Genomic DNA, 25944 nt, shown 5'->3' on the forward strand with positions numbered 1-25944 from the left:
GAGTGTTAAACCGCGTTGATGAAAAACCCGCCGAGAGGTGTAATGCTGTTCACTTAAGCATTTGAGTCTCAGCTGGGCTTATCCGAAAATCCGATGCCAGATATCTGGCATCGGATTTTTTATGTCTGTTCAACAGGACCTGCTCGACCTCGGCGACCTTTTCAACTTCTGCGACCTGAGCACCTTCACCCAAAACATCCCCATAGAGTGGGTCGCGTCTGCGCTGGATCTTTCCAGTCAGGCCACCATTCGTCGACGTCGCCTGCCCGCTGACCAAGTGCTTTGGCTGGTGCTCGGCATGGCGCTGTTTCGTGATGAACCGGTTCACGAAGTGGCCAGACGTTTGAACATCTGCGCCCAAGGCCTGGCCTCTGACCACCTGTTGGCCCGTAGCGGTCTGACCGAAGCGCGTAAGCGGCTCGGCGCCGATCCCGTTGAGTGGCTGTTCCGCAAGACGGGAACCAATGGGGCGCGGAGCGCTATGACGGTGACGCCTGGCATGAACTGCAGGTGTTCGCAGTGGACGGAGCACTCTTGCGCACCCCGGATACGCCCGAGCTTCGGGACCACTTCGGGTCGGGAAACACCCCGAGCGACCGCCAGACTCCGTTTCCCATGCTGCGCCTGGTGGCGTTGATGAATGTACGTTCGCACGTGATCCTGGATGCGCAATTGAGCCCTTACCGACGCAGTGAAATGCGCTTGGCCGACGAGTTCCTGCAGCAGATCCCCGATCACTCGGTGACGTTGTTCGACAAAGGATTCTGGGGGGCCGAACTGCTGTCGAGCCTGAGCAGTGCTGGTAGCAACCGTCATTGGTTGATCCCGGCAAAAAAAGGAATGGTCTGCGAAGAAGTGACCCGCTACAGCCAGCACGATCGTTGGGTGCGCATGAAAGTCTCGCCGCAGGCCAGGAAGCGAAACCCGACCCTTCCAACGCATTGGGAGGCCCGCGAAGTCAGTTATGAAATTCAAGGCAAGCTAAAGACCGTCATGACGTCATTGCCGGCTAACGCCTACAACGCCAAGGCCGTGGCCAAGCTGTATCAGGAACGCTGGGAGATCGAATTGGGCTTCAGGGACATCAAGAGCTCGATGCAGCAGAACGCAGTGACCTTGCGTAGCAAAAAAGTCGACTTGGTCTATCAGGAGGTTTGGGGACTTTTGTTGGCTTATAACGTGATTCGTCGGGAAGCCAGCCAGGCGGCGGTGGCGTTTGGCCGAGCCCCCTCGGACATTCGTTTCAAACCGGCTTGCCAGTACATTGCCGTGCAACTGATAGTGATGGCAGCGGCCAACCCGATTTCAGCCACAGGCAGACGATTGGCAGAGTTAAGGGCAGGTATCGGAGGATTGTTTCTGGATCACCGTCCAAGACCTTCAAGGCCAAGGACGGTGAAAATATCAAAGACCCGGTTTCCAGTAGACCGTAAGGCTGCTCCGCTTAAGTGAACAGCATTACGCCGAGAGGTGGGTTTTTTGTGGTCGGAGATTTATGCGACGCAGCTTATGCTCAGCGAATCAAATGTCACCTATAACGGACATTTGTGAGGCTTGAGGCGGAAAAGTCCGATATAGGTGACATCGATCTTGTTTCAGCGGTTCAATTTTCGTCAAACCCGTGCTGCTCAGTCATCCACAACACGATCAAGCATTGGATCACGTCGAACTATGGTTAGGTTGGGAAAAGCATTCCCTAGTTTTTATTGTAAGAGCCTGGATGTTTGTAGGCATTGCTGGGTAATGGATTGTTTCCTGGAGAGCCCGGTGGCAACAACTGTAGTGACTGTAATGCTGGAAGTTGGACGGTAGTTGTAGGGGGTATTTGGCCTGACAAAAATTGCAGGTTTCATGCTATTTTATAATTAGCGTTATTCTTTATTGCTATAAGTTATGTTTTTTGGCGACAGCTTTGATTGAAACTCGAACATGTATCTACCAAGCGGTCAGTGACTGCCTGAGCTGTCCGTTAAGGGCGCAATGCGCCGACGCCTAACGCCGATACATCTCACGCCACGAATAAAAAAGGGGACACCCATTAGCCGGTCTCGAGTCAAGGCTAATGGGTGTCCCCTTTACTCAGCGAGACTGGAAACAGGCTGGTCTGACTGCGGGACTGTCCTTGGATGTAAGCCATAACGAAAAATGCTCCGTATCTTTCGATACGGAGCATTTTCTTTGAGCACCGCGCAGATTGCTAGGTTTTCACACAGTCTGAATGGCGGGTTTTTGATGGGTTAAATAAAGAGTGATGATGGGCTGTCTACCATGGTTGCATCCTAGGAAGTTAGCGGGGAGGAGAATTTCTCGCTTCCTCTGCATTTTCTTTGACAAATTCCGCATTCCGGGGGTCGTCGATATATGTGTAAGTAGATCGGACAAAAATGGTTTTAAGAAATGCTTTATCTTCGTCATATGTGCTTGATGATTTATACGCCTCAAGTTCCTTGGCTTTCTGTTCGGCCTCTGCTTCGCTTTTTGCCTTGGCGTCGGCCAGTTCTTTAGTATATTGCGTTGGGTTTAAAGGTCCTGCGAAGTAACCCCCTACACCTTGGCAACCGCAAAAGACGTAGTTCGGGTCTAATCTGCAAACGCAGCCATAGGGGTGTGAGATTGTCTCAGCTTTCCAAGTGTAAGAACCAGGCATTTTGGTGCTCCCTGCAAGATCAAATATATTGATGTTCGAGCCGCTGGTGGCTGGCTCAGATTTTTTGTGTTTCGATAAGAAGAGTAGGAGTATCGGCAGGAAGATACACCTGTCAGACTTGACAGGTTTTAAGATGTTTTTATGGTAATTGATATCGCGGAAAGTTTGATTGCCGATGGTTTAAGGTAGCCGCAGACTTGCCGCATTGAGAATGGATACAAAAAGGGGACGCAAAAAATCAACAAAAAAGGGGACAGATTTATTTAATTTTGTTGTTCAACTGGGTTCAGTGAGTTGAGCGCTAAGATGAATTGAGCCTGAGCGTTAAGCTGCATTGATAAAAGCCCGCCGCGAGCGGGTTTTTTATTGGAAGCAAGTTTGCTCGCCTTGCTCCTACCGAACTGCGATTACTCCTTCGGTTCGACGTGATCCAGTGCCTGGTTCACCGCCAATTCGCCGAGCATGACCACTTGCGCAATGCCCAGCAAGGTCTTGCGATGTGAAGTCTCCAGCAACGCCGCGAAATTGGTGAGCATGACGGTGGCCGAGCCGAGTGTTTCGCTGGCGTTGGCCAGTAGGGCTTCGGTGTTGTACTTCGGATTGGCGAGGTACATGGGCTCGGGTTCGTTGGTGCTGGCCATGATTTGGGCGGCCGGGTTTAGGTAGTGGTCGAGGGCGCGTTCGGCGGCTTCGTGGAGTTTTTTTGGATTGAGGGATTCGTAGGGGGATGCCGGGTCGGTGACCGGCGGATGCGGCGTTGATTTAGTCATTTGCTCGAAACCTGATTGGAGTGCCCCCTCTCTGGCTACTAATCAAAGTGGAGGCAACTGTACGCAGGTTAGTAGACCGGGATTTCGAGCAAGCCGGCGCACCCGAAGGTGCCCTGCGCACAGCTACCATCAAGCGCAGGAATCGAAATCCCTGACTGACAGATGCTTGTGCACCAAGCTCGAAACCACAGGCTACTAAACCCGATCACTGGAAATCAGTGATGCGAATCAAGTTACCGATGGCCTCCCAGACGCACAAGCCGGCGGATTCTGGCGTACCTGTAGGTGGTGACGCAAGCCGTTGTAGGCCTTATGAAGTAACGCCGAGTGTCTTTAAACGTGGGCGTTTAAGTGGGGCCAGATGCCGGTCAGGGAAGAGATGGACTTGGACATAAAAAACCTGTGGCGAGGGAGCTTGCTCCCGCTGGGACGCGAAGCGGCCCCCCAAAAAGAGGGACTGCTGCGCAGCCCAACGGGAGCAAGCTCCCTCGCCACAGGTTCAGTGTCTGGCTTGGCTGCCAGTTGTTAGTGCAAAGCCCCATCACCACATGGGCGCTGGCTCCAACAGGCGTTACGTATCGTGATCGATATCCAGATGGCTGAACGTCACTTGCCCGCCTTCAGTGGTGTACCCGGTATTGTCCTGCACATAGGCGCCGGCCTTGAAGTACAGCGGTTTATCACGCCACATCGCGCTGATGTCGGTGTCCCATTGGTTGCCCGCCGCACTGATGCCCAATGCACCGCCGGGGCTGAGGTGGATGAGGTAGGAAAATTCCCGATCGAGTTTTATGCCAGTGGCGATGGTGATGACCCGGGCGGTGTCATCGTCGGGGTGCATGCGGACTTTGGCGACGATGTTTCCGGTTTCGCTGGAGTCCTTGTATTGATACTCGAGCTTCACCATGGGCTTCTGGCTTTTGTAGGCATGGATCTGACCAATGACGATCTTGCCCGTGCTGGGTACCTTGCTGACCGTAAGGGTCGCACGCAGCGAGTTATCCGCGTCGGGGTAGTACCAGTTTTTCAGCGTGCCATTGCTGTAGGTTTCGCGGAGTTCGGTGCGAGGGTAAACCGCGTTTTCGGTGCGGGTGCCGGTGACCGGCGTCCAGAAAAACAAGGTGCCGGTGTCGGAGTGGAAGTATTGATCCTTGAAGCCGTCCACCAGTTTGGTTGTTTCGACGGTGTACGGCGGACTGCCGACAGGAACGCTGAGGTTCCAGGTTGCGAGATCGATCATATTCAAGCTTCCACTTTTTTCTGTACGCACGTGCCAGAAGCTCTAGCGCGCGCCATCGGGCCATCTTTATAAGCGTAGAACGGTTGTTTGTTAATGCCCGTTTGGCAGATGGTTGACGTCAACATCCTGTCGAAATGCCACCTTTCCCGGTTTACGGGGGCTGTAGGACTGACCGTTAGTCGGCTACGTGAAACTTTACTGAAGTGACGGCACTCCGGCAGCTTCTGCTTTCGCGTATCCGGGTCTAGAGTGAAGTCGCACTATGTGTCCGGTTTTCACAAGAGACCGGCCTGAGGTCCCGAACAAGAGATGCAGCATGGAATGCGCACAACCTACGCCAGCTGAAGGCAGCTCAATCCTTTTAATTGTTGATGATTACCCCGAAAACCTGATCAGCATGCGCGCGTTGTTACAGCGCCAGGACTGGCAGGTCATCACCGCGGCTTCCGGCTTTGAAGCGCTCAGCCTGTTGCTCGAACACGATGTCGACCTGGTGCTGCTGGATGTGCAGATGCCGGGTATGGACGGTTTTGAAGTGGCGCGCTTGATGCGTGGCAGCCAGCGAACCCGCCTCACGCCGATCATTTTCCTGACCGCCAACGAACAATCCCAGGACGCAGTGATCAAGGGCTACGCCAGTGGTGCGGTGGATTACCTGTTCAAACCGTTCGACCCGCAAATTCTCAAACCCAAAGTCCAGGCACTGCTCGAGCATCAGCGTAATCGCCGTGCCTTGCAGCAGTTGAGCCATGACCTGGAAGTCGCCCGGGCCTTCAATGCCTCGGTGTTGGATAACGCCGCCGAAGGCATTCTGGTGGTGCGCGAGGATGGGCTGATCCGCTTTGCCAACCCGGCAATGTCTCGTCTGCTCAATGCCACGGTGCACGAATTGCAAGGCAAAGAGTTTCTGGATTTCCTGCAAAAGCCGCACATCCCGATCTGGGCCGACTCCGAATTGTTTGCCGGCTACAAGCGCGGTGAAACCTTGCGCCTGCACGATGCGTTGCTGCGAACCGCGCCCGGTCAGCAAGTGCCGGTGGCGTTGTCTTGTGCGCCTTTGCCCACCGAACAACATGCCATGGTGGTGACGGTGCTGGACATGTCGGTGGTGCGCCATCTGCATCAGCAACTGGAGTTCCAGGCGGTGACCGATCCGCTGACCGGGCTGCTCAATCGCCGGGGGTTCTACCAGACCGTTGAAAACCTGCTGCTGCGCGGCGAACGCTCCGACAGCACGTGGGTGCTGTTGTACCTGGACCTCGACGGCTTCAAGCGGGTCAATGATTCCCTTGGCCACGATGCCGGCGACCGGGTGCTGCGTTGGGTGTCCGAGCAGTTGAAGGCGTGTCTGCGGCCCTTCGATATTTTGGCGCGGATGGGTGGCGATGAGTTCACCGCGCTGCTGGATCTTGAGCTCCCCGAGCAGGCGGCGAAGATTGCCGAGAAACTTATCGAGCGGGTGTCGATCTGTCAGCAAATCGAAGGCATGGACATCGCCTTGGGTGCCAGCATCGGCATCGCCACTTACCCCGATTGTGGGGCTAATCTCGACGGGTTGATGCGCGCGTCCGACATCGCCATGTACGAAGCCAAGCGCGCCGGGCGTCAGCAATATCGCTTCTACGATCATGAAATGAATGGCCGGGCGCGCTCGCGGCTGATGCTCGAAGAGAGCGTGCGCACGGCCATTGAGAACCGCGATTTCAATTTGGTGTATCAGCCTCAGGTGGCCATTGCCGACGGGCAGATTCGTGGGTTCGAGGCGTTGCTGCGCTGGCAGCATCCGAGTGTCGGCGATGTACCGCCGGGGCTGTTTTTGCCGTTGCTGGAAGAGGCGCGGTTGATCAGTCGCCTGGGCAGCTGGATTTACCATCGCGGGGCCAAACAACGAAAGGCCTGGGAAACCTTGTTTGCCGAAGACCTGGTGCTGGGCGTCAGTTTGAGCAGCACGCAGTTCGGTTTGCCCAACCTGGTCACCGAATTGCGTCAGGTGCTGGAGCGCCATGGTTTGAAGCCGCGACAGCTGGAGGTCGAGGTCACGGAAGAGGCCTTGATGCTTAACCCCGACGAAACCCGCAAGCAGCTGCGTTTGCTGCGCAATTTGGGGGTGCGGGTAGCGCTGGATGATTTTGGCTCCGGGGCTTGTTCGCTGGCGCACTTGCGAGACCTGGAACTGGACACGCTCAAACTCGACCGGCATTTGATCGCCCGGTTGCCGGGGTCCGAACGGGATGCGGCGCTGGCTCGCAGCGTCATCGATTTGTGCAAACAGTTTGGTTTGTTAGTCATCGCTGAAGGGGTGGAGACGGTGGCGCAATATGAATGGCTGCAAGCCAACGGCTGCCAGTATGTGCAGGGGTTTCTGGTCGCGCGGCCGTTGATGGCCGAGGACACCCGTCTCTTTGCCGAGCCCTTCGACTGGAACGCACTGACGAGTTGAATTCGTTACACTGGTGACCTTTTCGTGACTCGTGTTGCCGCCCCAATGACCGCGTTGAAATACCTCCAGGCCTATCCCGCTACGTTGCAGGACCAGGTGCGTCAGCTGATCGCCGAAGGTCGGCTGGGCGACTACCTGAGCCAGCGGTACCCGGAAAAGCACGGGGTGCAGAGCGACAAGGCGCTGTACACCTATGCACTGGATCTCAAGCAGGAATACCTGCGTAACGCCCCGGCGATCGACAAGGTGTTATTCGACAACCGTCTGGACCTGACCCACCGTGCGCTCGGCCTGCACACTGCGATTTCCCGGGTGCAAGGCGGCAAGCTCAAGGCCAAGAAAGAAATTCGTGTGGCCTCGTTGTTCAAGGACGCGCCCTCCGAGTTTCTGAAAATGATCGTGGTGCATGAGCTGGCGCACTTCAAGGAGTCGGACCACAACAAGGCGTTCTACAAGCTGTGCGAACACATGTTGCCGGGGTATCACCAGGTGGAGTTCGATTTGCGGGTGTACCTGACTTGGCGGGATATGCAATAGAAGATCTTCTAATAAGGACCGCATGGATGGACGTGAGCAAGACCAAAAGCAGCTTCTACCGCCGGTTGTACGTGGCGTACCTGATCGACAGCGGGCTGGCCAGCAGCGTCCCGGCGTTGACCGAAGTCACCGGCATGCCCCGGCGCACGGCCCAGGACACCATCGCGGCGTTGGCGGATCTGGATATCGTTTGTGAATTCGAGCAGGAAGAGGGCGCGCGCAACCATGCGGGGCGCTATCGGATTCGCGAGTGGGGGGCGATTGATCGGGGATGGATTGAGCGTAATCTGCGGCAGATCAAAGCGGTCCTCGAGTATCCCTGAGTTTCTGTGGTGATCCGGCTGACGCCATCGCGGGCAAGCCCGCTCCCACAGGGATTTCACTGTACCTGTGGGAGCGGGCTTGCCCGCGATGAGGCCCTCAAGAACGACGCATCCCGATATGCGGAATATCATCCTCCAGGTATTCCTCACCCACCACCACAAATCCGTACCGCCCGTAGTACCCCTGCAAATGCGCCTGGGCCGAGAGGTAGATCGGTACTTCAGGCCAGTGTTTCCCGGCCTGCTTCAACGCCTGTGTCATCAACTCGTGCCCAAGCCCGGTGCCGCGTGCAGCGGGAGCAATGATCACTCGGCCTATCACCACATCGCCGCCCTGTAACTCCGGGTCGAGCAATCGCAGGTACGCCACCAGTCGATCCCCGTCCCAGCCCATCAAGTGGCAGGTGTCACCTTCCAGGTCCTGGCCATCGATGTCCTGATAAAGGCATTTCTGCTCGACGACAAACACCTCGGCGCGCAGCTGCAAAATGGCATACAGCTGCTCTTTACCCAGGTCACTGTGGTGTTTGCAGACCCAATCGATTGTCATCTTCAGATTCCTTGAACAACGTTGCTCCGATACTAAGCGTCCTGACGCGGGATGTCTTGATGGCTGAGAAATCTGTGACAAAGTCCAAAATGCCATCATTCATTTCTCGCGAGATTGTCTTCTTTGTGTAATCTGCGATGAAGCGCTGTGCAATGTCGTCGATAAGCTAATGTTAGGACCTGGGTTTCGCCGGTAGAGGGGCCTTGGAGTTTTGGCTGAAAAACACGTCGGGCAGCCCGCCCGCTAAGGATTTTCTAGCATGCCGCGATTGCATCGAGCGTTTGCTTTGATCGGATTGCTGTTGCTGACACAGGCCGCGGCAGCGCAAAAGCTGCGTCTGGTCGCCGATGCCTGGCCGCCCTTCACCGACGCTACGCTGGTCAATGGCGGATTGGCCACGGACATCGTCAGTACTGCACTGACCCGGGCCGGCTATGCCAGTGATTTCGAACAGGTGCCGTGGGCGCGGGCCTTATTTGGGGTAGGCGAGGGACGTTACGACGTGCTGGTCAACGCCTGGTACACCGACGAGCGCACGAAACTGGGGCAGTTTTCCGGCGAGTACCTGCTCAATCGCGTGCGCTTTCTCAAGCGCAAAGACGTGCCGATTGAATTCACGAATCTGCAACAACTGCACACCTATCCGATAGCGGTGGTGCGCGGTTATGCCTATTCGCAAGCATTCGACGACGATGTGTCGCTGCAGAAAGTCCCCGTGCATAGCTTCGCCATGGCCGTGCGCATGCTCGCGGCCGACCGGGTCAAGCTGACCCTGGAAGACGAGTTCGTCGCCCGGTATTACCTCGCCCGCGAGTCACCCAAAGTGCGCAATGCCGTGGAGTTTTTACCCAAGCCGTTGAGTGAGAACAGCCTGCATATTCTGGTGAGCCTGAAGAACCCCCTGCATGAACAGATCGTCGCCGGGTTCGACCGTGAGATTGCGGCGATGAAGGCTGACGGGAGCTATGAGAAATTGCTCAAGCAGCATGGGATGTAGTGGGTTTGATTCGGTGTTTGTGTTGAAGCTGCCGGCCTCATCGCGGGCAAGCCCGCTCCCACAGTTTTCGTGGTTGGCCACAAAACAGTGGTTCACCGCCGAACCCTGTGGGAGCGGGCTTGCCCGCGATGACGTCAGGCCAGTCACCACAAATCTCAGGCTTCGCTAGTGTCCTTGATGAGATGCGCCGCCAACGTCCGCAACGGCCCCAGCTGCCGGCAGATCAACGCCAGTTGCGTCTGCACCAACCGCTGCCCTTCATCGATCTCATCCGGCATTTGCTCAAGTCCATTGGCCAGGGCTTCTTCCTCATCGCTCTGAATCGCAATCGGCTGTTTGCTCGCCAGACCCTGAGCGATTTCGTCGAGGCTGGCAGCCAGGTTCACACCGGCACCGTCGATCAAATGCTCACGCACGTCCGACGGTAGTTGAGTTTCACGGTGTGCCCCCAGCCCCGACAAATAGCTGAGCAAGGTGTGCGACAGCACCAGGAAACGGAACCCGACATCCGCTTCCTTACGGAAGTGCCCTGGCTCCATCAGCATGTTGGCCAGCGTCGTCGACAACGCGGCATCGGCGTTGTGCGCGTTGCGTCGGGCCAGGCGATAAGCCAGGTCGTCGCTTTTACCGGCAGCGTATTGCTGCATGATCTGGCGCAGGTAAATGCTGTTGCAGGTCAGGGTGTTGGCCAGCACTTTGTTCAGGCGTCGACCCTGCCAGTCCGGCAGGAACAGGAATACCGCCAGCCCGGCGATCAGGCTGCCGAGCAGGGTATCGAACAGTCGCGGTAGAAGCAGCCCATAACCATCGCCCACCTGGTTGAAACAGAACAGCACCATGAGCGTGATCGCAGCAGTCGCCAGGGTGTAGCGGGTGGTGCGGTTGGTAAAGAACACCACCCCGGCAAGGATGGCGAAGCTCGACTGGATCAACGGGTTCGGGAACAGATCGAACAACGCCCAGGCCACGGTCAGGCCGATAGCGGTGCCGATGATTCGCTGCCCGAGTTTGCGGCGGGTGGCGCCGTAGTTCGGCTGACAGACAAACAGCGTGGTGAGGATGATCCAGTAACCTTGCGACGGGTGGATCAAATGCACCATGCCATAGCCGATGCTCAACGCCAGGGGCAGGCGCAGGGCATGGCGGAACAGCAAGGACGTCGGCGTCAGCTGCGTGCGCAAACGTATCCAGACATCCTTGAGGCTGCGTGGCGAACGGTCGAGCAGGGTGCTGTCGGTAGCGTCTGCGAGCGCATCGGGGTTGCTGGCGTCGCTGAGCAAACGGTCGAGCGTGCCGAGGTTGGCGGCCAGCGCGCGCAACGAACGCAGCAGACCGCGCCAGGCCGGATTGCTCTGGATACGCAGATGTTCGAGGGACGCGTGCAGGTCGCTCAGGGCCTCGGCAAAGCTTGCGTCATAAGTGAACGGCTGGCGCATCTGGATCGACTCGGCCAGCGCGCGGCAAGCCTTGCCTTGCTGGCGCAACAGGCGCTGACAGCGGAACAGCACGTCGCTGTGGAAGAACGCTTCGGCCAGCGCGTTGTAGGGGTAGTGTGAGGAACTGGCACGCTCGTGGATGTCCTGGGCGAGGAAGTACAGCTTCAGATAACGGCTGACTTTCACGCCCGGCCGACCGTCGCCGACCCGATGCAGAATGATTTCCTTGGCGGCGTTCAGGGCCGCCACCACCCGACCGTTTTGTTGCGCCAGTTCCAGCCGCTGCGCTTCCACGTCCAGCTGCCGGATCGGTTCGAACAGCGACGATTTCAGTTTCAGGTAATAACCCAGTTCACGGAAGAGCCGCGCCAGGCTCTGCTGCACTGGCTGGTTGGAAAACAGCGCCTGCCACAGCACGGAGAGCAAGCCGTACCAGGCCGCACCGGCCACCAGCAGTACCGGCTCGTGCCAGAAATCAGTGACCGCGCCGCCGCGCTGGTCCACGCCGATCATGGTGTAGACCGACAGAATCAGTGTTGCCGAAGCAATCGCGCCATAACGTTCGCCCAGCGCGCCGAGCATGGTCAGGCAAAAGCTGGCCAGCGCAAAGGCGATGATAAAGAGGACGGGGTAGGGGAAGAGCAGTTCGACGGACAGGGCGGCGACCATGAAACACACTAGCGTCACGGCGAGCGCGTTGAGGCGGCCCTGCCAACTGTCGTCGGTTTCGGCCAGGGCGCTGGCGATGATTCCCAGGAACAACGGGATCAGCAACCCCATTTGATCCTGATACCAACACAGCGCCATGGTGCCGGTCAGGGCGATGAATACCCGAACGCTGTAGCTGAATTTATCCAGCGCCCAGAGGCGACGCAGAGACTGCCGAAATGTGGTCGATGACATGAAGTGCGAAGGCCTTCCGAGGCAATGACGCTAAATTGAGCCACTAATGACGTCGACGCAATGGCGCCGATCACATCTGACAGCAAAATCTGTTCCCGGGAGTACGAGGGATCTGTTGCCGATAAAAAAATCTGTGGTTGGCAGAGAAACCTGTGGGAGCGGGCTTGCCCGCGAAGAGGCCGGTACATTCAACATCTATGTTGACTGTCAGACCGCTATCGCAGCCAAGCCAGCTCCCACAATTGACCGCATTCCACATTCAGGTTGCGTGAGTCAGACAAATTGCGCGGCAGCGTAACCGGAGGCCCAGGCCCACTGGAAATTGAAGCCCCCCAGATGCCCGGTGACATCGAGCACTTCGCCGATGAAATACAGCCCAGGGCTTTTCAGCGATTCCATGGTCTTGGACGAAACTTCGCGCGTGTCGACGCCGCCCAGGGTCACTTCGGCAGTGCGGTAGCCTTCAGTGCCAGCCGGCACGACTTTCCAGCTCGCCAGTTTTTCGGCAATGTCCGCCAGCTCGGCGTGGGTGTACTGCTTCATCGGTTTGGAGACGAACCAGTTATCCGCCAACAGATTGGCCATCTTCTTGGTGAAGATTTCACCGAGCAAGGTTTTCAACTCGCTATTCGGGCGTTCGGCCTGCTGCTGTTGCAGCCAGTCAGGCACGTCGTGATCCGGCATCAGGTTGATTTGCACCGTGTCGCCGGATTCCCAGAACGATGAAATCTGCAAGATCGCCGGCCCGCTAAGGCCGCGGTGAGTGAACAGGATATTCTCGCGGAAACTCTGATCGTTGCAGCTCACCAGGCAATCCACCGACGTGCCCGACAGCTCGGTGCAAAGCTCCTTGAGCTGATCGGTGATAGTGAACGGCACGAGGCCGGCGCGGGTCGGCAGCAGGTCGTGACCGAACTGCTTGGCGACTTGATATCCGAAGCCGGTGGCGCCCAGGGTCGGAATCGACAGGCCACCGGTGGCGATCACCAGAGACTCACAGGTAATTTGGTCGAGGGTGGTTTGCAGCAGATAGCCGCTTTCCATTTTCTCGATGTGCTGGATCGAGGTATCCAGGTGCAGGCTGACGCCGACCTGATCGCACTCGTCGAGCAGCAGGCCAAGGATGTCGCTGGATTTGTTATCGCAGAACAACTGGCCGAGTTTCTTCTCGTGGTACGGCACGCCGTGTTTGGCCACCAGACCGATGAAATCCCACTGGGTGTAGCGCGCCAGGGCGGATTTGCAGAAATGCTCATTCTGCGAGAGGAAATTGCCCGGCTCGGTGTACATGTTGGTGAAATTGCAGCGTCCACCGCCCGACATCAGGATTTTCTTGCCGGCCTTGTTCGCATGGTCGAGCAACATCACCTTGCGCCCGCGCCCGGCGGCGGTCAGCGCACACATCAACCCTGCGGCGCCAGCGCCAATGATCACGACTTCGGTAGAGCGCAAAACGGTGTCCTCACACTAATTTTAAATTCACCGGCAAACCAATGTGGGAGCGGGCTTGCCCGCGATGGCGGACTGACAGACAACATTGTGTTGAATGTACTGGCCTCATCGCGGGCAAGCCCGCTCCCACAGGGAAGTGCGCTGTTTTTAAAGGATGCGTACGCGCAACGAGCGGCCTTTGATTTTACCGTCGTTCAGGCGCTGCAAGGCTTGCTTGGCGATTCCGCGTTCCACGGCCACATAGGCCTGGAAGTCGAAAATCGCAATCTTGCCGACCTGGGCACCCGGGATGCCGGCGTCACCCGTCAGTGCACCAAGAATGTCGCCCGGACGTACCTTGTCTTTACGGCCCGCACCAATGCACAGCGTGCTCATCACCGGCAGCAGCGGTGCGCCGCCCTGGGACTTGAGGTTGTCCAACTGATCCCAGCTCAACGGCGACTTCTGCAGTTGCTCGATGGCCTGGGCGCGGTGCGCTTCGGACGGTGCGACCAGGCTGATCGCGATGCCTTTCTCGCCCGCACGACCGGTACGGCCGACACGGTGAATGTGGATTTCCGAGTCGCGGGCCAGTTCGACGTTGATCACCATGTCCAGCATATCGATGTCCAGACCGCGCGCGGCGACGTCGGTGGCGACCAGTACCGAAGTACTGCGGTTGGCGAACATGGCCAATACCTGATCGCGGTCACGCTGTTCCAGATCACCCTGCAGACCCACGGCGGAGATGCCTTTGGAGGTCAGGTGATCAACGGTTTCCTGAACCTGCTGCTTGGTGAAGCAGAAGGCCACGCAGGACGCCGGACGGAAATGCGCGAGGACTTTGACCACCGCGTCCATACGCTCTTCCGGAGAGATTTCGTAGAAGCGCTGCTCGATCTGCGTATCGTCGTGGAACGCCTCGGCCTTCACGATCTGAGGGGTGCGCATGAATTTCGACGCCAGTTGCTTGATGCCCACCGGGTACGTGGCGGAGAACAGCAGGGTCTGGCGGCGCTCCGGGGTCTGGGCGATGATTTCTTCGATGGAATCGTAGAAACCCATGTCGAGCATGCGGTCGGCTTCGTCGAGGATCAGCGTGTTCAGGCCATGGAGCACCAGCGAACCCTTGCGCAAGTGCTGCTGGATGCGCCCCGGGGTGCCGACGATGATGTGCGCGCCATGCTCCAGCGAGCCGATCTGCGGGCCGAAGGACACGCCGCCGCACAGGGTCAGCACCTTGATGTTGTCTTCGGCACGGGCCAGACGACGGATTTCCTTGGCAACCTGGTCAGCCAACTCGCGAGTCGGGCAAATGACCAGCGCCTGGCAACCGAAGAAGCGCGGATTGATCGGGTTCAGCAGGCCGATACCGAAGGCGGCGGTCTTGCCGCTGCCGGTCTTGGCCTGGGCGATCAGGTCCATCCCCTTGAGGATCACCGGCAAGCTTTGCGCCTGGATCGGCGTCATCTGGGCATAACCGAGGGAGTCGAGGTTAGCCAGCATGGCGGCGGACAGCGGCAAAGTATTAAAAGCGGTGGCGATGGTGGTCACGGGACTGGCCTGCAAAACAAAATGTCGCGCAGTGTATCAGTCTCGTGGCCATTCGCCCTAAGGCTCGATGTGTTCTTCCGGATGCCTGACGCGCCGTCCGTCAGTTCTAGACAGCTGCGAGAAGATCGTTGCAGCCAGCATCGCCATGATTCCGACCGTCACAAACGTCAGCTGGAACGCGCCCAGAACCGTGTCTACGCCGTCATTGCCGATCTCCGCCGTGAAGCCACCGAGCAAGGCGCCGGCGCAGGCCACACCGAGGCTCAGGGACAATTGCGCGACCACCGACAGCAAACTGTTGCCGCTGCTGGCGCTGGCGTCGTCGAGGTCGATCAGCGTGACGGTGTTCATTGCGGTGAACTGCAAGGAGTTGATCGCTCCCAGAATGGCCAACTGAGCCAGCAGCAGCCAATACGGCGTCTGCTCGCTGACCAGGCCCATGCTTGCCAGCATGATTCCCAGCGCCAATGTGTTACCGGTCAGCACGCTGCGGTAGCCGAAACGTTCGATCAGCGGCCGCGCCACCGACTTGGCGACCATCGCGGCCGCAGCCAGGGGCAACATGCTCATCCCGGCCTGTGACGGTGAGTAACCCAGCGCCACTTGCAGCAGCAACGGCACCAGGAACGGTAATGCGCCGCTGCCGAGGCGAGCGAACAGGTTGCCGAGGATGCCCACGGCGAAGGTCCGGGTCTTGAACAGCGACGGCGCAAACAGCGGATTGTCGATGTGCCCGGCCCGTAGCCAATACGCCGCCAGACACGCCATGCCGCCAAACAGCAGCAACATCACTCGCAGGTGCGGCAGGTGCAATTCACCGAGGCCTTCCATGGCGATGGTGATCAGCACCATCGCCGCGCCGAACAGCAAAAAGCCCAGGCTATCGAAGCGGGTGCGCTCACTGCCGCGCAGGTCGGGAATGAATTTCCATACCGCGTAGCAACCGAGGACACCCACCGGCAGGTTGATCAGGAAGATCCAGTGCCAGGTCAGGTATTGCACCATCCAGCCGCCCATGGGCGGACCGATCAGCGGGCCGAGCAGGCCAGGAATGGTAATGAACCCCATGATCCGCACCAGCTCCGAGCGCGGATACGCGCGCAGCACCACCAATCGCCCGACCGGCAGCATCAACGCGCCGCCCAAGCCCTGAATCACCCGGGCGCCGATGAGCATGCTCAGGGTGCTGGACAAGGCGCAGAGCAATGAGCCGAAGCTGAACAGGAGGATCGCGCCGAAGAAGATTTTCCGAGTACCGAAGCGGTCGGCGATCCAGCCGGAGGCGGGGATCAGTAAGGCGACGGTGAGCATGTAGGCGATGATGACGCCTTGCATGCGCAACGGGTCTTCGGCCAGGTCCCGGGCCATGGCGGGGAGGGCGGTGTTGAGGATCGTCCCGTCGAGGGATTGCATGAAGAAAGCAATGGCCACAACCCACGGTAACCAGCGGGCGGTGACAGCGTCGAGAGGTGGGCGGTTGGGCATGGGACCTCTTGTGGGTTGGTCTGGTAACCGTTGATCGTTCCCACGCTCCGCGTGGGAATGCATCCTGTGACGCTCTGCGTCACGCCTGCATTGGGACGCGGAGCGTCCCGGGCGGCATTCCCATGCAGAGCGTGGGAACGATCTGTGTCAGAGGGTCAAGGTCAATCGGCTGACGAGCGCGCCCGGCAACAACGCCGAGGCCGTGGCTCGCTGACTGTAGGTGCTGGCCGACAACATCAGCTCGCGTTCCTCGGTCAACGCTTCCAGCTGCGAACCGAGCAGGCTGTAGGCGCTGTCATCGAAACGCATGGTGCTGACCGGTGCCTGAATCTCGCCGTTCTCGACCCAGAAGGTCGCGAACCGTGTCATGCCGGTCAGGCGCGCCGCCGGTTGGTCCGAGTAGTTCAGGTACCACAGGTTGCTGATATACAAACCGGTGCCCAGTTGCTTGAGGATCTCGGCGTCAGGCAACGAGCCGGCCGCCATGTTCAACGCACTTGGCGCTTCACCGCCGCCAGCACCGTTGGCGGTCAGGCCGTACTCGGCGGCGCTGCGTGAACCGACCAGTTGCTCACCCGCCTTGCCCTCAACAATCAGCCGCAGATCACTGCGCGGATAACCTTCACCGGAGAACGCCGGGCTCAGGGAGCCGCTGACTTTTTCATCCAGGGACACCAACGGGCTGAACGAACTGTCGCCACCGTAGAGCTTCTGCAACGGACTGCTTTTGCTGGCAATCGACTGCGCCGAGAACCCGCCCCAGCTGAGCATGCCCATGATTTCTTCCAGGGCCGCCGGCGCGAGGTAGGCGCGGTACTGACCCGGCGCCAGCGTGCGCAATGGCCGCCCGAGAAACGCCAACTGCTCGCGGGCCTGCTGGAAACGCCGGGCAAAGCCTTCGCTGCTCCAGTCGTGCCCGGCATAGCTGGCTTTCACCGCCTGACCGTTTTCATGGAACAGGCTGAAATCGAAGTTGAAGCTGTTGGCCTGATGCCAGCCGAACGCGCCCGAAGAACTGGCGAAACCGCGACTGATCGGCCCGGCGGCATAGAAACCGACCAGATCCAGCCCCTCGCCGGCCTGAGTGATTTCAGCGACCACCTGCTCGGTGTCCGGCAGCGGATGATCCTGCACGTTGTTGCTCTGCCAGTCGTCATGGTTGAGCAGCAGGTACGGGTCCTGAGGCAGCAACGGCAGGGTTTCGCGCAACTGTTGTAGCCCATCGGCCAGACGCTGAAGGTCGACTTCCGGATCGCCCGACAACGTGATATCGAGGTCGGCGTGGCGGCCGTCGTTGATCAGTTTGAAGCCGATGCTTGCCTGCTGCACCTGCCCGGCCTGACGGACTTTGGCGTGGTTGAAGCGCACGAAAGCCGACGACTCGGCGGCGTAGCTGAGGGTGAACTGCTCCGGCGTGCGCAGTGCCTCGCGCAGCCAATTGACCAGCTCCTTGAATGACTCGGCCTGGCTATTTGAAGTGCTCGTGGAAGTACTCATCAGGCGTCTCCTCCAAACACATCCACATTGCTGAACACACAGGCCGGCGACGCATGGCCGACGCGGATCACCTGGTTCGGTTCGCCCTTGCCACAGTTCGGCGTGCCTAGCACTTTGACGGTGTTGGCATCGCCGACAGCGCTGAGGCTTTTCCAGAATTGTGCGGAAATCGCCCGGTAGTTCGGGTTCTTCACCACACCCTTGAGCTCGCCGTTTTCGATCAACTGGCCCCATTCGCAACCAAACTGGAACTTGTTGCGCGCATCGTCGATCGACCACGAACGGTTGGTGCTCATCAAAATGCCGTGCTCGATATTGCCGATCAGCTGCTCCAGCGGCTGATCGCCGGGCTCGATGTTGAGGTTGGCCATGCGGTCGATCGGCGGGCGGTTCCAGCCGCAGGCGCGGCTGTTGGCAACGCCATCCATGCCGGCACGAAATTGCGACAGCGCGCCGCCCAATGGCCGCAGCAGCAAACCTTCTTTAATCAGAAATTGCTTGCTGGCGGCGCTGCCGTCGTCGTCATGGCCGTAGCTGGCGAGTTGCTCGGGGATGTCCGGGTCGAACGTCACGTTGAGCAGTTCGGAGCCGTATTGCAGGCTGCCGAAATCTTCTGCCTTGACGAAACTGGTGCCGGCGTAATTGCGCTCATCGCCGAGGATGCGGTCCAACTCCAGCGGGTGACCGATGGACTCGTGGATTTGCAGCATCATCTGATCAGGCATCAGCAACAAATCGCGCGGGCCTTGCGGAGTGTTCGGCGCCAGCAGCAATTGCAGCGCCTGGTCGGCGACTTTCGGGCCGGCACCGATCAGGCCGCAACGGCTGATCACATCAAAGCCGCCCTGCTGGCCGAAGTTCTCGCGGCCAAGACTGCGAGTCTGGCTGTCGCTGCCGTCGTAGGCGGTGACGTCCACGCTCGGGTAAACGAAGCGCTGGGCCTGACGCAGTTCGGCGCCGGCGCTGTTGAGGTAGATTTGCTCGACATTGGTGATGCCGATGCTCGCCTGCCAGTTCACCAGTCGCTCGTCCTTGGGCACGGCGGCGGATTCGGCGCCGAGCAGTTGGTAGCAATCGCTCAGGGACGGGAAGGGCTGGTCGAAGTTGGGCGAGAAATAGTCGGCGCGATCGCTGGAGACGGCTTGCTCACGCAGGTCGAGCAGGGCGTGGGGCTTGAGTCGACGGGCGTGTTGCTCGGCTTTCTCCAGCGCGGCTTGCAGGCCGGATTGGGACAGGTCGTTGGTCGCGGCATAGGCTTCGACGCCGTTGACCCGAACGGTCAGCATCGCGCCTTCGTCGCGGCTCAGGCTCGGCGGTTCGGCGACGTTCTTGCGCACCGACAGGTACTGGCCGGACTCGCGCACATAACGCAGCGAAAAGAATTCAGCGCCCGTGCGCAAGGCAGCAAAACGCTGCTTGAGCTGGGGGTGGAAATCGAACATTCGGGAACCTCCTTGGTATGGAGTGGCGATGTGTCGGTATTGCGAGGGGATGAAGCGTTTGCGTGGCGCTAGATTAGGCTTGGGCGGGGGGTAGATCAAGGGCGCAGCGGTGTAGGGAGGGATTGCCCGGTGTATGGCATGAAGTTATGTGTTGTTTGGTCGGGCCCCTTCGCGGGCAAGCCCGCTCCCACAGTGGGCTTGGGTGGATTACAAATTGCGAATCCACCCCGGAACCTGTGGGAGCGGGCTTGCCCGCGATTGGCCGCGATGCGGTGTTACGGCTTACTGAGCGGTAGGGCTCACATCCCGCAACGGCTTGCCACGCACCGGTGCATCACCGGCCACGTAGTATTTGGCCGTGCTACGCGGCAATGGCTTGCGACCGCGGATCTTGTCGGCGATTTTCTCGGCCATCATGATCGTTGGCGCGTTCAGGTTGCCGGTGGTGATGATCGGCATGATCGAGGCATCGACCACGCGCAGGGCTTGCAGGCCGTGCACACGACCTTCGCCATCGACCACGGCCATCTCGTCGGTGCCCATCTTGCACGAGCAGGACGGGTGGAACGCGGTTTCGGCGTGCTCGCGGATGAACTTGTCCAGTTGCTCATCGGTTTGCACGTCAATGCCCGGGCTGATTTCACGACCACGGAAGGCGTCCAGTGCAGGCTGTTGCATGATTTCACGGGTCAGGCGGATGCCGTCGCGGAATTCCTGCCAGTCCTGCTCGGTGGCCATGTAGTTGAACAGAATGCTCGGGTACTCGCGCGGATCCTTGGACTTGGCCTGGATGCGACCACGGCTTGGCGAACGCATGGAACCCATGTGCGCCTGGAAGCCGTGCTCTTTCACGCCGTTGCTGCCGTTGTAGTTAATCGCCACCGGCAGGAAGTGGTACTGAATGTTCGGCCAATCGAATTCCGGACGGGTGCGGATGAAACCACCGGCCTCGAACTGGTTGCTGGCGCCGATGCCGGTGCCGTTGAACAGCCACTCGGCACCAATGGCCGGCTGGTTGTGCAGCAGCAGCGAGGGGTACAGCGAGACCGGTTGGGTGCAGGCGTATTGCAGGTACAGCTCAAGGTGATCCTGCAGGTTTTCACCCACGCCCGGCAGGTCGTGGACCACCGGGATGTCGAGCTTGTTCAGCAGTTCGGCCGGGCCGACACCGGAGCGTTGCAGAATCTGCGGCGAAGCGATGGCGCCGGAGCACAGCAGCACTTCCTTGCGGGCACGGGCTTCAACGCGCTCTTCAGCGGCGCCGATCAGGTAACGCACGCCGACCGCACGCTTGCCTTCGAACAGGATCTTGTCGGTCAGGGCGTGAGTGACGATGGTCAGGGTCGAACGCTTCTTGGCGACGTCCAGGTAACCGCGAGCGGTACTGGCGCGACGGCCGTTCGGCGTCACGGTGCGGTCCATCGGGCCGAAACCTTCTTGCTGGTAGCCGTTGAGGTCTTCGGTACGCGGGTAACCGGCTTGCACGCCGGCTTCAACCATCGCGTGGAACAGCGGGTTGTTGCCGGCTTTCGGCGTGGTCACGCTGACCGGGCCGTCGCCACCGTGGTAGTCGTTCGGGCCGATGTCACGGGTTTCTGCCTTGCGGAAATACGGCAGGCAGTCGAGGTAGCTCCAGTCTTCCAGACCGGGCAGCTTCGACCAGTTGTCGTAGTCCATGGCGTTACCACGGATGTAGCACATGCCGTTGATCAGGGAAGAACCACCCAAGCCCTTGCCGCGACCGCATTCCATCCGGCGGCCGTCCATGTGTGGCTCTGGATCGGTTTCATACGCCCAGTTGTAGCGACGACCTTGCAGCGGGAACGCCAGGGCGGCCGGCATTTGCGTGCGGAAGTCGAGACGGTAATCCGGGCCGCCCGCTTCGAGCAGCAGCACAGTGACGCCTTCGTCTTCAGTCAGACGGGTCGCCAGGGTGTTACCGGCCGAGCCGGCACCGATGATGATGTAATCGAATTCTTGGGACATTGAATGCACCCTCTTTGAAGTTGGTCAGGTCAGGCGAGTGCTTCGCACTCGATCGCGGGCAAGCCACGCTCCCACAGGGTCGGGGTTGCCGCAGATTTGGCGAACGACGCCAAACCTGTGGGAGCGGGCTTGCCCGCGATGACGGCCTCGCAGGCGAAACAAATACCGCCTTAGAACACCGAGGCGTAATCGCCCAGTTCGACCTGTACCGATTTGATGCGTGTGAAGTTGTTCAGCGAGCTGATGCCGTTCTCACGGCCCACACCCGACTGCTTGTAGCCGCCGACCGGCATCTTGGCGTCGGACTCGCCCCAGGCGTTGATCCAGCAGATACCGGCTTCCAGTTGATGGATCACACGGTGAGCACGGTTCAGGTCCTTGGTGACAACGCCCGCCGCCAAACCGAACTCGGTGTCGTTGGCGCGACGGATCACTTCTTCTTCGGTTTCGTAGGTCAGGATGCTCATCACCGGGCCGAAGATTTCTTCGCGAACGATGGTCATCTCGTCGGTGCAATCGGTGAACACGGTCGGTGCCACGAACGCGCCTTTGGCGAATTCGCCGTCGGTCAGACGATCGCCGCCGCACAGCAGACGAGCGCCTTCTTCCTTACCTTTGGCGATGTAACCCAGCACGCTTTCCATGTGGGCGAAGCTGACCAGCGGGCCGAAGTTGGTGTTTTCGTCTTCCGGGTTACCGACGCGAATGCGCGCAACGCGCTCAACGATCTTGGCTTCGAACGCGGCTTTCAGGTGGCTCGGTACGAACACGCGAGTGCCGTTGGTGCAGACCTGACCGGAGCTGTAGAAGTTGGCCATCATCGCGGTGTCGGCGGCACGATCCAGATCGGCGTCGTCGAAGATGATCAGCGGGGATTTGCCGCCCAGTTCCATGGTCACGTCTTTCAGCGACGAGGCGGAAGCGCTGGCCATGACCTTCTTGCCGGTGTCGGTGCCGCCGGTGAAGGAGATTTTTTCGATGCGTGGGTGTTCGGTCAGCCAGGTGCCGACTTCACGGCCGCTGCCGGTCAGGACGTTGAACACGCCGGCTGGCAGGCCTGCTTCGGTGTAGATTTCGGCCAGTTTCAGCGTGGTCAGGGAAGTGACTTCGCTTGGCTTGAAGATCATCGCGTTACCGGCCGCCAGGGCAGGTGCGGATTTCCACAAAGCGATCTGGATCGGGTAGTTCCACGCGCCGATACCGGCCACGACGCCCAGTGGCTCGCGACGGGTGTAGACGAAAGATGTGGTGCGCAGCGGAATCTGCTCGCCTTCGATGGCCGGCACCAGGCCTGCGTAGTACTCCAGCACGTCAGCGCCGGTAACGATGTCGACGTAACGGGTTTCGGAGTACGCCTTGCCGGTGTCCAGGGTTTCCAGGGCGGCCAGTTCATCGTTGCGCTCGCGCAGGATGTCGACGGCACGACGCAGGATGCGCGAACGCTCCATGGCAGTCATCGCAGCCCAGATTTTCTGGCCCTTTTCGGCGCTGACTACCGCGCGCTCAACGTCTTCCTTGGTCGCACGTTGTACGGTTGCGAGGACTTCACCGTTAGCCGGGTTGATGGCTTCGAAAGTGGCGTCGCTGCTGGCGTCACTGTAGCCGCCATCGATGTAGAGTTTTTGCAGTTCGAAACGGGCCATAAAGTCCTCGCAAGAGCATTAAGTTGGTTGGCGTTAACCACTGGGGCGTGCCGTGTAGCGTTGGCGACGCTGATCAGTAGCGGTTCAGGGGCTGAGCGATTATGTGTGCTCTAACTCACCTGCTTGGCCAGTTGGAAATCCATGTATTCGTAAGCGATCTGGTGCGCCTGCCCGGTGTCGAAAGCATCTCCCGACAGCGCGCCGCGCAACCACAAACCGTCAATGAGGGCTGCCAGGCCACGGGCGGCGGTGCGCGCATCATCGAGCGGCAACACACGGCGGAACTGGCAGCACAGGTTGGAATACAGACGGTGATCGTTGATCCGCTGCAACCTGTGCAATGACGGGTGGTGCATGCTGGTGGCCCAGAAGGCCAGCCAGGTTTTCATTGCCGGGCCATTGACCTGGCTGGCATCGAAGTTGCCTTCGATAATCACCTGGAGGTGAGCCCGTGGGCTGGTGTCCTCCAACGCCTGACGGCGCGCGGTGACGTTCTCGCTGAGGACACTCATCAGGTACTGCGCCGTGGCGGCGATCAGGCCGTTTTTGTCCTTAAAGTAGTGACTGATGATGCCATTCGAGACACCGGCCAAACGGGCGATCAGCGCAATGCTGGCGTCCCCCATGCCGACCTGATCGACGGCCTGCATCGTGGCATCGATCAATTGCTGACGGCGGATGGGTTGCATACCGACCTTGGGCATCTTGCACATCTCCTTAGGCCTTCCGGTGGACGAAATTCGGCTACCGGATTGAGGGCCAGTCTATTTTGTTTTGATTGAACGTTCAATCAACAAAGAATAAGATCTGCGACAAATCGTCGCTGCTTACAGATTTTTCCTACGTGTAAATGGCGATAAACCGACATCCAAAAATGCTCGAAACCTATACGCGCAGGCGTTCCAAGGGTTTCGGGCTTTTTTCGGGGTGTCTTTATATCACCCACTGGTCGGCTGCCAACTAACCGATTGGTCGGGTACCGCGTTGCCTTGTGTTCTTCTCTCGCACTGCCTGGAGCATCTGTGCCATGAGTTCTGCCTCTCTAATAAAGACCCCACCCGAGAAGGTGACGGTCAACGGTTGGGTGTTCTACACCTCTACCGCGCTGATCCTGCTGTTGACCGCCATTCTGATCATCGCCCCGCAAGAGGCCGGCAGAATGCTCGGCATTGCCCAGGCCTGGTTGTCCCGCAGCTTCGGCTGGTACTACATGGTGGTGATCGCCGCTTATCTGGTTTTTGTGGTGGGCCTGGCGTTTTCGTCCTACGGCAAACTCAAACTGGGCAGCAAGGATGACACCCCGGACTTCAGCTACGGCGCCTGGGCGGGGATGCTGTTCTCGTCGGGTATCGGCATCTCGTTGCTGTACTTCGGTGCTTCCGAACCACTGGACCATTACTTCAATCCGCCGGAAGGCGTGGCCGGCAGCAACCTTGCGGCTCGTCAGGCGGTACAACTGACGTTCCTGCATTGGGGCCTGCATGGCTGGGCGATCTACGCACTGGTCGGCCTGGCCGTGGCGTACTTTGCCTACCGTCATAACCAGCCGCTGGCGTTGCGTTCGGCGCTGTATCCGCTGGTCGGCGAGCGTTGGGTCAAAGGCGCCGCCGGTCATGCGGTGGACGGCTTCGGTATGTTCGTGACCCTGCTGGGGCTGGTGACGAACCTGGGGATTGGTTCGCTGCAAGTGTCGTCGGGCCTTGAAAACCTGTTCGGCATGGAACACAGCAACACCAATCTGCTGATCGTGATCATCGTGATGAGCACCGTGGCGACCATCGCCGCTGTGTCCGGCGTGGAAAACGGCATTCGCCGTCTGTCCAACCTGAACATCGTGCTGTTCAGCGGTCTGCTGATTTTCGTGCTGTTGTTCGGCCCGACCCTGCACCTGCTCAACGGCTTTGTACAGAACATCGGTGACTACCTGAACGGCGTGGTGCTGAAGACCTTCGACCTCTATGTGTATGAAGGTGACAGTGAGAAGTCCGACCGCTGGCTGGGCCTGTGGACCCTGTTCTACTGGGCCTGGTGGATTTCCTGGGCGCCATTCGTAGGCATGTTTATCGCGCGTATTTCCCGTGGTCGCACGGTGCGTGAACTGGTGGCAGGCGTGCTGCTGATTCCGCTGGGTTTCACCCTGGCCTGGCTGTCGATCTTCGGTAACTCGGCCCTGGACCTGGTGATGAACCATGGGGCGGTGGAGCTCGGGAAGACGGCGCTGGAACAGCCGTCGATGGCGATCTATCAGTTGCTTGAGCATTACCCGGCGTCGAAGATTGTGATCGGCGTGTCGATTTTCGTCGGCTTCGTGCTGTTCCTGACCCCGGCGGATTCCGGCGCGGTGATGATGGCCAACCTTTCCTGCAAGGGCGGCAATGTTGATGAGGATGCGCCGCACTGGCTGCGGATTTTCTGGTCAGCGGTGATCACCCTGGTGACCATCGGTCTGCTGTTCGCCGGTAACTTCGAAGCCATGCAAACCATGGTGGTGTTGGCGGGGCTGCCGTTCTCGGTGGTGCTGGTGTTCTTCATGTTCGGCTTGCACAAGGCCATGCGCCAGGACGTGCAGATCGAACAGGAGCAAGCGGAACTGGCGGCGCGTGGTCGTCGCGGTTTCAGTGAGCGTCTGACCCAGCTGGATCTGCAACCGAATCAGTCGATCGTTCAGCGTTTCATGGACAAGCAAGTCAGCCCGGCGCTGGAAGAAGCCGCCGTGCAGTTGCGTGGTCAGGGCCTGGAAGTGCAGACGCTACTGGGCAAGTCGAAGCGTTGCATGGGCGTGCGGATCGAGATGGAAGAGGGCAACCCTTTTGTCTACGAAGTGAGCCTGGACGGTTATCTGGCGGCGGCGCGTGAAACAGTGTCGGCCGAAAGCGCCGATGAACCGCGCGCACGTTACTACCGTGCCGAGGTGTACCTGCACAACGGCAGCCAAGACTACGACCTGATGGGCTTCACCCAGGATCAGATCACCCGTGACGTGCTCGATCAGTTTGAAAGCCATCGGCAGTTGCTTGGCCGAGTGTATAGCTGAGACTTGAGGTGATGCGGTGCAGTGAATGC

Annotated in this window: 18 protein-coding genes and 1 pseudogene; 6 read left to right on the forward strand and 13 right to left on the reverse strand. The window is 59.2% G+C overall.

The window, feature by feature from the left end; all coding sequences use genetic code 11:
- The first annotated feature begins 121 nt into the window (after positions 1–121).
- Positions 122–1452, forward strand: a pseudogene (locus PSH88_RS02325) (IS4 family transposase).
- Positions 1453–2287: 835 nt separating this feature from the next.
- Here PSH88_RS02325 and PSH88_RS02330 read toward each other — a convergent pair.
- The 3 genes from PSH88_RS02330 to PSH88_RS02340 all read right to left on the reverse strand — a co-directional run bounded on the left by PSH88_RS02330 (position 2288) and on the right by PSH88_RS02340 (position 4657).
- The gene (locus PSH88_RS02330) at positions 2288–2647 is read right to left on the reverse strand and encodes a hypothetical protein (RefSeq protein WP_305424762.1); all 360 of its coding nucleotides are present in this window, start codon (positions 2645–2647) and stop codon (positions 2288–2290) included.
- Positions 2648–3054: 407 nt separating this feature from the next.
- A complete protein-coding gene (locus PSH88_RS02335) occupies positions 3055–3417 on the reverse strand; it encodes a DUF6124 family protein (RefSeq protein WP_305424763.1) in 363 nt (120 codons plus the stop codon).
- 571 nt (positions 3418–3988) lie between these two features.
- The gene (locus tag PSH88_RS02340; protein ID WP_305424765.1) at positions 3989–4657 is read right to left on the reverse strand and encodes a polysaccharide lyase family 7 protein; all 669 of its coding nucleotides are present in this window, start codon (positions 4655–4657) and stop codon (positions 3989–3991) included.
- A 316-nt stretch (positions 4658–4973) separates the two neighbouring features.
- Here PSH88_RS02340 and PSH88_RS02345 point away from each other — a divergent pair, with 316 nt between their 5' ends.
- The 3 genes from PSH88_RS02345 to PSH88_RS02355 are packed head-to-tail and all read left to right on the forward strand — an operon-like array spanning position 4974 to position 7957.
- Positions 4974–7097 carry a putative bifunctional diguanylate cyclase/phosphodiesterase gene (locus PSH88_RS02345; RefSeq protein WP_305424766.1) on the forward strand — a complete coding sequence of 708 codons (2124 nt, stop codon included), beginning with the start codon at positions 4974–4976 and terminating at the stop codon, positions 7095–7097.
- Positions 7098–7142: 45 nt separating this feature from the next.
- Entirely contained in the window at positions 7143–7634 is a 492-nt protein-coding gene (locus PSH88_RS02350) for a M48 metallopeptidase family protein (RefSeq protein ID WP_305426930.1), read from the forward strand.
- A gap of 26 nt (positions 7635–7660) precedes the next feature.
- Complete coding sequence (locus PSH88_RS02355; RefSeq protein ID WP_007894945.1) at positions 7661–7957, forward strand: winged helix-turn-helix domain-containing protein; 297 nt, start codon at positions 7661–7663, stop codon at positions 7955–7957.
- A gap of 97 nt (positions 7958–8054) precedes the next feature.
- On the opposite strand, the gene PSH88_RS02360 is transcribed toward PSH88_RS02355, so the two are convergent.
- Positions 8055–8507 carry a GNAT family N-acetyltransferase gene (locus PSH88_RS02360; RefSeq protein ID WP_305424767.1) on the reverse strand — a complete coding sequence of 151 codons (453 nt, stop codon included), beginning with the start codon at positions 8505–8507 and terminating at the stop codon, positions 8055–8057.
- Between the two features lie 259 nt (positions 8508–8766).
- Between PSH88_RS02360 and PSH88_RS02365 the strand changes: the two genes are divergently transcribed.
- Positions 8767–9504 carry a substrate-binding periplasmic protein gene (locus PSH88_RS02365; protein ID WP_305424768.1) on the forward strand — a complete coding sequence of 246 codons (738 nt, stop codon included), beginning with the start codon at positions 8767–8769 and terminating at the stop codon, positions 9502–9504.
- Between the two features lie 155 nt (positions 9505–9659).
- Here the strand turns inward: PSH88_RS02365 and yccS are convergent, their stop codons facing one another.
- The 9 genes from yccS to betI all read right to left on the reverse strand — a co-directional run bounded on the left by yccS (position 9660) and on the right by betI (position 23585).
- Complete coding sequence (gene yccS, locus PSH88_RS02370; protein WP_305424769.1) at positions 9660–11843, reverse strand: YccS family putative transporter; 2184 nt, start codon at positions 11841–11843, stop codon at positions 9660–9662.
- Between the two features lie 273 nt (positions 11844–12116).
- The gene (locus PSH88_RS02375) at positions 12117–13295 is read right to left on the reverse strand and encodes a BaiN/RdsA family NAD(P)/FAD-dependent oxidoreductase (protein ID WP_305483460.1); all 1179 of its coding nucleotides are present in this window, start codon (positions 13293–13295) and stop codon (positions 12117–12119) included.
- Between the two features lie 147 nt (positions 13296–13442).
- A complete protein-coding gene (dbpA, locus tag PSH88_RS02380; protein WP_229768771.1) occupies positions 13443–14780 on the reverse strand; it encodes an ATP-dependent RNA helicase DbpA in 1338 nt (445 codons plus the stop codon).
- 105 nt (positions 14781–14885) lie between these two features.
- Entirely contained in the window at positions 14886–16313 is a 1428-nt protein-coding gene (gene mdtD, locus PSH88_RS02385) for a multidrug transporter subunit MdtD (protein ID WP_305424771.1), read from the reverse strand.
- A 147-nt stretch (positions 16314–16460) separates the two neighbouring features.
- Positions 16461–17810, reverse strand: a complete 1350-nt coding sequence (locus PSH88_RS02390) for a TldD/PmbA family protein (RefSeq protein WP_305424772.1) — start codon at positions 17808–17810, stop codon at positions 16461–16463.
- Positions 17810–19252 (reverse strand): TldD/PmbA family protein, encoded by a 1443-nt coding sequence (locus PSH88_RS02395; protein ID WP_305483461.1) that lies wholly within the window; start codon positions 19250–19252, stop codon positions 17810–17812. The genes PSH88_RS02390 and PSH88_RS02395 overlap by 1 nt, the downstream gene beginning before the upstream one ends.
- A 282-nt stretch (positions 19253–19534) precedes the next feature.
- Complete coding sequence (gene betA, locus PSH88_RS02400) at positions 19535–21238, reverse strand: choline dehydrogenase (protein ID WP_305424774.1); 1704 nt, start codon at positions 21236–21238, stop codon at positions 19535–19537.
- 170 nt (positions 21239–21408) lie between these two features.
- Positions 21409–22881, reverse strand: coding sequence for a betaine-aldehyde dehydrogenase (gene betB / locus PSH88_RS02405; RefSeq protein WP_305424775.1), 1473 nt, complete (start codon positions 22879–22881; stop codon positions 21409–21411).
- Positions 22882–22991: 110 nt separating this feature from the next.
- Positions 22992–23585 carry a transcriptional regulator BetI gene (gene betI, locus PSH88_RS02410; protein WP_305424776.1) on the reverse strand — a complete coding sequence of 198 codons (594 nt, stop codon included), beginning with the start codon at positions 23583–23585 and terminating at the stop codon, positions 22992–22994.
- A 380-nt stretch (positions 23586–23965) separates the two neighbouring features.
- On the opposite strand from betI, the gene PSH88_RS02415 reads away from it, so the two are divergent.
- Positions 23966–25915: a BCCT family transporter gene (locus PSH88_RS02415; RefSeq protein ID WP_305426931.1), complete on the forward strand. Its 1950-nt coding sequence runs from the start codon at positions 23966–23968 to the stop codon at positions 25913–25915.
- Positions 25916–25944: the final 29 nt, after the last annotated feature.

It is taken from the genome of Pseudomonas wuhanensis, assembly GCF_030687395.1.
GTDB classification, from domain to species: Bacteria; Pseudomonadota; Gammaproteobacteria; order Pseudomonadales; family Pseudomonadaceae; genus Aquipseudomonas; species Aquipseudomonas wuhanensis.